Genomic DNA, 7,200 nt, shown 5'->3' with positions numbered 1-7,200 from the left:
GCCTCCACCAGCGCTTAGCGGGCGGTGGGGTGGCGGGCGTCCANCGCCAGCGGCCACTCCACATGGGCCAGACGGCGGTAATCGGTGAGTGCCGGCAGCTGAGGCTGGCCCTGGCTGGGGCGCTCGGGATCGCGGGCCAAGGGATGCTCGCAGCGGCCTGCGGGCGCTGGCCAGCCGCGCACCAGGGCCAGGTAGCGCTTGTGCACCTGACCGGTCTCGAACAGTTCGCTCATGCGACGTGCGGCCTGGGCGTGGCGGGTGAAGACCAGCAGCCCTGAGGTGCCCTTGTCCAAGCGGTGGGCTGGGGCCAGCTGGACCGTCTCGTGGGGCGGCAGGCCCTCGCGCAGCCGGTCCAGCACGCTGTCGTGCTCGTGCCAATCCAGGGTGGAGCGGTGCACCAGCAGGCCGGCGGGCTTGTGGACCACCAGCAGGTCCTCGTCCTGGTACAGGAGGGGGGGCAGCATTCAGTCGCGGAACTCGCCGTCCAGGTACAGCCAGTGGCCCTGGGCGTCGCGCTCGAAGCGGCTGCACTCGTGCAGACGCTGGGCCCGTCCCCCCAGCTTGCAGCGGGCCACGAACTCGACCATGGCATGGCGCTCGTCCTGTGCCACATGCCGCCGAACCTCCAGCCCCAGCCAGCGCAGGCCGGGCTCATCGGGCGCCAGGGAGGCTGGGCGTGTGTCGGGGTGCCAGGTGTCCAGCAGATAGTCCCTCAGGCCCAGCACGTAGGCGCTGTAGCGGGAGCGCATCAGGCTCTCGGCATCCGGCGCCTGCAGGCGGGCGGGGCCCTGGTGCCAGCGGGCACAGCAGTCGCGGTAGGGCCGGACGGCGTGTCGGCTGTCGGGAGCAAGGCGGCCGCAGGGGCAGGGGGCGTCAGGGGCAAGCGACATCCCGTCATCTTGCCTGAACCCCCGGGGCGGCAGAAGGCTCAGTCCGGATCGGACGAGCCGTCTTCCTCGGCCTCCGGCAGCACGGCTTCGCGGTAGGCATGCCAACTGGCATGGCCCAGCACCGGCGCCACCACCAGCAGACCGGCGAACCAGGGCAGCATGGCCACCACCACCAGCACCATCAGCAGCAGGGCCCACAGCAGCATCACCAGGGGCTGGCCCAGCACCAGACGCAGGCTGGTCAGCCCGGCGGTCACCGCGTCGGTGTCCCGGTCCAGCAGCATCGGGATGGAAATGGCGCTCACCGCGTAGATCAGGCCGCCGAACACCGCCGCCACCGACAGGTAGGTGATGGCGAACTCGACGTTCTCCGGGTTCAGCAGGGCGGTCAGGGAGCCCTTGAAATCCGGCATGCCGTCGAAACTGACCGCGAAGACGATCAGCGAGGCCCGGCCCCACAGCATTTCGAGGATCAGCAGCACGAAGCCGAAGATGGCGAGTTGGCCGGTGCGGGTCTCCCAGGCCAGCAGGGAGCGGCCCAGGTCGGGCGTTTCGCCCAGGTGCAGGGAGCGGCTGGCCTGGTAGATGCCCAGGCACAGGCAGGGGCCCAGCAGCAGGAAGCCGGCCGACAGGGCCAGCGTGTAGGCCGGCGCATGGTGGAAGACCGAGAGCAGCAGCCAGCCCATGGCCATGAAGGCGGTGCCGTAGAACAGGCCGATGGCCGGGCACTCGTTGAAATCGCGCCAGCCCATCAGCAGCCAGCGAAAGGGTGCGGACAGTGGCAGCTGTCGCAGCGCTGGCGAACCGCTGGCCGCCGGCAGCGGCCGTGGCGCCGTGGTGGATGCCGCAGTGGCGGCACCGAAGGAGACTCCAGGGTGGTGTTCAACCTGTGGCATGTGCAAACCCTCCTGTCCCCGTACCCTACGCCGCTCGGGCCGAGGAAGAGAGCGGGACAGCCCTGTCCGCAGCAACCCGGGTGACGAAGGCGTTAGCCGGCTGCCGAGGCCGCACAGGCCTTCACTCGTCGTCCAGGTGCCGCCGGCTGCGGATGATCGAGCGCACCAGCCAGAACGCGCCCAGGGCCGCGCCGACAAAGCCCATCAGACCGAAGGCCGGCAGGCCCAGCAGCTGCGGGCCGCTGTGCACCGTCATCACGATGGACGAGCCGATGATCAGGGCCGCGATCACCAGCGCCACCGAGAGCCGGCTGGCGGCACGGTCGAGCTGGTCGCCCACCCGCTGTAGCGACTGCACCTCGATGTTGATGTTGAGCTGCCCCCGGCGCGCACTGCGCAGCAGGCGCGAGATGTCGTGCGGCAGTTGCTCGGCCAGCTGGAAGACCCGCTGCAGCGACTGCAGGCCGCGGCTGGCCAGGGCCTTGGGCTGGTAGCGGGCCCGCACCACCTGGCGCAGCAGGGGCAGGGCCTCCTGGGCCATGTGGAAGTCCGGGTCCAGCGCACGGCCCATGCCCTCCAGCGAGATGAAGGCCTTGATCAGCAGCGCCAGGTCGGCCGGCAGGGCCAGGCTGTGCTCGCGCAGGATGGCGGTCACGTCGGTCAGCATCTGGCCCAGGCTGAGCTGGGCCAGCGGCGTGCCGTGGTACTGGTCGACGAATTCCTCGATCTCCGCCTCGAGCTGGTTGAGCTGCACATTGGCCTCGGCACCGGCCCAGTCCATCAGCACATCGGCCACGGCCTGGGGGCGGCGCTGCACCAGGCCCAGCAGCAGCTGCAGCAGCTCCTCGCGCCGGCGGGCGGACAGCCGGCCGACCATGCCGAAGTCGATGAAGGCCAGGCGGTTGTCGGGCAGGTAGAAGACGTTACCGGGGTGCGGGTCGGCATGGAAGAAGCCGTCCTCGACGATCATCTTCATGACCGCCTGGGCGCCGCGCTTGGCCAGCAGCACCTTGTCCATGCCTTCGGCCTCCACCCGGGCCAGGTCGGTGCCGGGGGTGCCCAGGATGCGGGTCTGCACATTCAGGCGGGCGCTGGTGTGTTCCCAGTGCACGGCCGGGATCACGACGAAGCCCAGCGGCATCAGGTTGGTGGCGATGCGTTCGGCGTTGTGGCATTCCGCCGCCAGGTCCAGCTCGCGGCGCAGCGAACGGCCGAACTCTCGCACCAGGTTCTGCGGCCGGTAGGGCTTGAGGGCGGGCACCTGCTTCTCGGCGATGCCGGCAAAGCGCTCCAGCAGGCGCAGGTCCGATTCGATGATGGCGTCGATGCCGGGCCGGCGGATCTTGACGATGACCTCGGTGCCGTCCTTCAGCGTGGCGCGGTGCACCTGGGCGATGGAGGCCGCCGCCAGGGGCTCGGCGTCGAAACTGGCGAACACTTCCTCGGGATCGCCCCCCAGGTCCTGCACCAGCTGGGGCCGCAGTTGGTCCAGCGGCAGGGCCGGCACCTGGCTGTGCAGCTGCTCCAGCTCATGGATCCATTCCGCGTCGAGCAGGTCGGCGCGGCCGGCCAGGATCTGGCCCAGCTTGACGAAGGTGGGCCCGAGCTCCTCCAGGGCCTTGCGCAGCTGCACCGGCGGGGGCAGGCGGGCCAGGTCGGCGGCGCCTTCCCAGTGCAGCCGGTGGCCGGCGCGGTCCAGCGTGTCGGCCAAGCCCCAGCGGCGCACCAGGTCGCCCAGGCCATGGCGGATCAGCACCCCGGCGATGGTCTTCAGCCGCCCCAGGTCGCGGGCGGTGTCGATGGTCTCGAGCAGCATGGGGCCAGTCTACCGTCCGGCCGCTGCGGGACCGGGGTTCAGGCCTTGCGCACGCGGCGCAGCTCGTCCAGGATCAGGCAGATGGCGCCCAGCGTGATGGCGCTGTCGGCCAGGTTGAAGGACGGGAAGTAGCGCCCGGCGTAGTGGACCTGGATGAAGTCGACGACATAGCCGTGGATGACCCGGTCGATCACATTGCCCAGGGCACCGCCCAGGATCATGCTGACCGCAAAGCAGAACAGGGTCTGGCCAGGGTGGCGGCGCAGCATCCAGACGATGAAGGCCGAAGCGGCCGCGCCCAGGCCGATGAAGAACCAGCGCTGCCAGCCCGAGGCCCCGGCCAGGAAGGAGAAGGCCGCACCGGGGTTGTGCACCCGCACCACGTTGAAGAACGAGGTGACGGTGTGGCTGTCACCCAACTGGAAGAAGCCCAGGATCAGCGTCTTGCTGAACTGGTCCAGCAGGATGACCACCGCGGCCAGGCCCAGCCAGACCCAGAGGTTGGTGCTGCCGCCGGAAGACTTGCTGCGCGCGCTGCTGCTGCGGGCCATGCCGTCTCCCGCTCAGGCCACGGTGCGGGGCTCGCCCGCGCCGTAGAGGTTGCTGCTGCAGCGGCCGCACAGCGTGGGGTGGGCCGCGTCGCTGCCCACGTCGTCGCGGTAGTGCCAGCAACGCTCGCACTTGACCGCGGCGCTGGGCGCCACCGTGACGGCCAGCTCGGCCGCGTCCACCACCGACACCGCCGAGGTGATGGTGACGAACTTCAGGTCCTCGCCCAGCGAGCGCAGCAGGGCCGCGTCGTCGGCGCCGGCGGCGATGGTCAGCGTGGCCTGCAGCGACGCGCCCACCTGGCCGGCCGCGCGCAGGGCCTCGATCTCCTTGTTGGCCAGTTCGCGGATGGCGCGGATGCGGCCCCACTTGGCCAGCAGGGCCTCGTCCGGCGTCGTGAACTTCCAGTAGGTCTCGAAGAAGATCGAGCCCTGGTTCTTCGCGCCCGCGACGATCGGCCAGGCCTCCTCGGCGGTGAAGCTGAGGAAGGGCGCCATCCAGCGCAGCATGGCCTGGGTGATCTGCCACAGCGCCGTCTGGGCCGAGCGGCGCGCCAGACTCTTGGGTGCGGTGGTGTAGAGCCGGTCCTTGAGCACGTCCAGGTAGAAGGCGCCCAGGTCTTCCGAGCAGTAGACCTGCAGCTTGGACACCACCGGGTGGAACTCGTAGCGGTCGAAGTGGGCCAGGATCTCCGCCTGCAGCTGGCTGGCGCGGGCCAGGGCGTAGCGGTCGATTTCCAGCAGTTCGGCGTCGGCCACGGCGTCGGTGGCGGGGTCGAAGTCGGACGTGTTGGCCAGCAGGAAGCGCAGGGTGTTGCGGATGCGGCGGTAGGCATCGATCACCCGGGCCAGGATCTTGTCGTCGCCGGCGATGTCGCCGGAGTAGTCGCTGGCGGCCACCCACAGGCGGATGATCTCGGCGCCGAGCTTCTTGTTGACCTCCTGCGGGTCGATGCCGTTGCCCAGGCTCTTGCTCATCTTGCGGCCCTGGCTGTCCACGGTGAAGCCGTGGGTCAGCAGGCCCTTGTAGGGTGCGCGACCGAACAGCGCGCAGCCCAGCAGCAGCGAGCTGTGGAACCAGCCGCGGTGCTGGTCATGGCCTTCCAGGTAGAGGTCGGCCTCGGGGCCTTCGGCATGGAAGTCGCCGTTCGGGTAGGCCTTGGCGTGGCTGCCGCGCAGCACATGCCAGAAGGTCGAACCCGAGTCGAACCACACCTCCAGGATGTCGGTGCTCTTGGTGTAGAGCGGGGCATCGGCCGCGCCGAGGATGTCCTCCGCGCTCACGCGGCTCCAGGCCTCGATGCCGCCCTGCTCCACGATGTCGGCCGCCTGGTCCAGGATCTCCATCGTGCGCGGATGCAGCTCGCCCGTGTCCTTGTGCAGGAAAAAGGGCACCGGCACGCCCCAGCTGCGCTGGCGCGAGATGCACCAGTCCGGCCGGTTGGCGATCATGTCGCGCAGCCGGGCCTGGCCGTTCTCCGGGTAGAAGGAGGTGTGCTCGATGGCCTCCAGCGCCATCTGGCGCAGGGTCTTCTCGGCCCGGTCCTTGACGAACACGCCGCGGCTGTCGGGCGTCTCCTCGTCCATGCGGATGAACCACTGCGCGGCGGCGCGGTAGATCACCGGCGTCTTGTGGCGCCAGCAGTGCGGGTAGCTGTGGGTGATGGGCACGGTGGCCATCAGCCGGCCGGCGTTCTTCAGCGCCTCCAGGATGACGGGGATGGCCTTCCAGATGTGCAGGCCACCGAAGAGCGGGAAGTCCGCCGCGTAGCAGCCGTTGCCCTGCACCGGGTTGAGGATCTGGTCGTAGCTCAGGCCGTTGGCGACGCAGGAGTTGAAGTCGTCCAGGCCGTAGGCCGGCGCCGAGTGGACGATGCCGGTGCCGTCGCTGGCCGAGACATAGTCGGCCAGGTAGACCGGCGACAGGCGGCGGTAGCCGGCGTGCACGTCATAGAGCGGGTGGCGGAAGTTCAGCCCGCCCAGCTTCTCGCCCTTGGCGGTGGCCAGCACCTGGCCCTCCAGGCCGAAGCGCTGCAGGCAGCTTTCCACCAGCTCCTCGGCCAGCACCAGGCAGCCCTTGGGGGTGTTGACCAGGGCGTAGCTCAGCTCGGGGTGGGCGTTCAGGGCCTGGTTGGCCGGGATGGTCCAGGCGGTGGTGGTCCAGATGACGATGAAGCCGCTTTGGCCCACGGGCAGTGCCGGCAGGCCGAAGGCCGCGGCCAGGGCGTCCGCGTCATCGGTTTCGAAGGCCACGTCCAGGGTGTCGCTCTTCTTGTCGGCGTATTCGATCTCGAACTCGGCCAGCGAGCTGCCGCAGTCGAAGCACCAGTACACCGGCTTGAGGCCGCGGTAGACGAAGCCGCGTTCGATCACCCGCTTGAAGGCGCGGATCTCGCCGGCCTCGTTGGCGAAGTCCATCGTGCGGTAGGGGCGCTCCCAGTCGCCCAGCACGCCCAGGCGCTTGAAGTCCTCGCGCTGCTGCTGGATCTGCTCCGTGGCGTAGGCGCGGCTCTTGGCCTGCATGTCGTCGCGGCTCAGGTTGCGGCCGTGCTTCTTCTCGATCGCGTTCTCGATCGGCAGGCCATGGCAGTCCCAGCCCGGGATGTACTGGGCGTCAAAGCCGGCCAGCTGGCGGGTCTTGACGATCATGTCCTTGAGCACCTTGTTGACGGCGTGGCCCATGTGGATCTGGCCGTTGGCGTAGGGCGGGCCGTCGTGCAGCACGAACAGCGGGGCGCCGCGGCGGGCGTCGCGCAGGCGCTTGTACAGGCCGCTCTCGTTCCAGTCCTTCACCCAGCCCGGCTCGCGCTTGGGCAGGTCGCCGCGCATCGGGAAGGGGGTGTCGGGCATGTTCAGCGTGGCGCGGTAGGCGCCGCCGCTGTCCTTGGCGTCGTTCTTCGGGGCAGGGGTCTTGTCGGTCATGGCGTCTCGCACGGCGCAGAGGGCCGCACGCAGGGGCAGGCGAAAAGGGAGGAACGGCGCCGCGGGCGCCGCGCGACAGGGCAGGCGGGGCCGGGTTCAGGCCGCGCCGAGCGGAATTCGGTCGCGCG

The 7,200-nt window shown here is 69.8% G+C and carries 6 protein-coding genes; all 6 read right to left on the bottom strand.

The window, feature by feature from the left end; all coding sequences use genetic code 11:
* Positions 1–14: 14 nt before the first annotated feature.
* Positions 15–464: an RluA family pseudouridine synthase gene (locus tag I73_RS28975; RefSeq protein ID WP_040500885.1), complete on the bottom strand. Its 450-nt coding sequence runs from the start codon at positions 462–464 to the stop codon at positions 15–17.
* The gene (locus I73_RS18620; RefSeq protein ID WP_022982002.1) at positions 465–890 is read right to left on the bottom strand and encodes a YchJ family protein; all 426 of its coding nucleotides are present in this window, start codon (positions 888–890) and stop codon (positions 465–467) included.
* A gap of 38 nt (positions 891–928) precedes the next feature.
* Positions 929–1,786 (bottom strand): DUF2189 domain-containing protein, encoded by an 858-nt coding sequence (locus tag I73_RS28970; protein ID WP_022982001.1) that lies wholly within the window; start codon positions 1,784–1,786, stop codon positions 929–931.
* 121 nt (positions 1,787–1,907) lie between these two features.
* Complete coding sequence (locus tag I73_RS18610; protein ID WP_022982000.1) at positions 1,908–3,602, bottom strand: AarF/ABC1/UbiB kinase family protein; 1,695 nt, start codon at positions 3,600–3,602, stop codon at positions 1,908–1,910.
* A 38-nt stretch (positions 3,603–3,640) separates the two neighbouring features.
* Positions 3,641–4,153 carry a signal peptidase II gene (gene lspA, locus I73_RS18605; RefSeq protein WP_022981999.1) on the bottom strand — a complete coding sequence of 171 codons (513 nt, stop codon included), beginning with the start codon at positions 4,151–4,153 and terminating at the stop codon, positions 3,641–3,643.
* 12 nt (positions 4,154–4,165) lie between these two features.
* Complete coding sequence (gene ileS / locus I73_RS18600) at positions 4,166–7,072, bottom strand: isoleucine--tRNA ligase (RefSeq protein ID WP_022981998.1); 2,907 nt, start codon at positions 7,070–7,072, stop codon at positions 4,166–4,168.
* Positions 7,073–7,200 lie beyond the last annotated feature (128 nt).

The sequence above is a fragment of the Ideonella sp. B508-1 genome (assembly GCF_000333615.1).
Taxonomy (GTDB): domain Bacteria; phylum Pseudomonadota; class Gammaproteobacteria; order Burkholderiales; family Burkholderiaceae_C; genus Ideonella.
This window is presented reverse-complemented; position numbering and strand designations above follow the sequence as displayed.

Excerpts from the sequence above, each read along its gene's own strand:
- I73_RS18610 (WP_022982000.1), bottom strand. The coding sequence starts at position 3,602 with ATGCTGCTCGAGACCATCGACACCGCCCGCGACCTGGGGCGGCTGAAG.
- I73_RS28970 (WP_022982001.1), bottom strand. The coding sequence starts at position 1,786 with ATGCCACAGGTTGAACACCACCCTGGAGTCTCCTTCGGTGCCGCCACT.
- I73_RS18620 (WP_022982002.1), bottom strand. The coding sequence starts at position 890 with ATGTCGCTTGCCCCTGACGCCCCCTGCCCCTGCGGCCGCCTTGCTCCC.
- ileS (WP_022981998.1), bottom strand. The coding sequence starts at position 7,072 with ATGACCGACAAGACCCCTGCCCCGAAGAACGACGCCAAGGACAGCGGC.
- lspA (WP_022981999.1), bottom strand. The coding sequence starts at position 4,153 with ATGGCCCGCAGCAGCAGCGCGCGCAGCAAGTCTTCCGGCGGCAGCACC.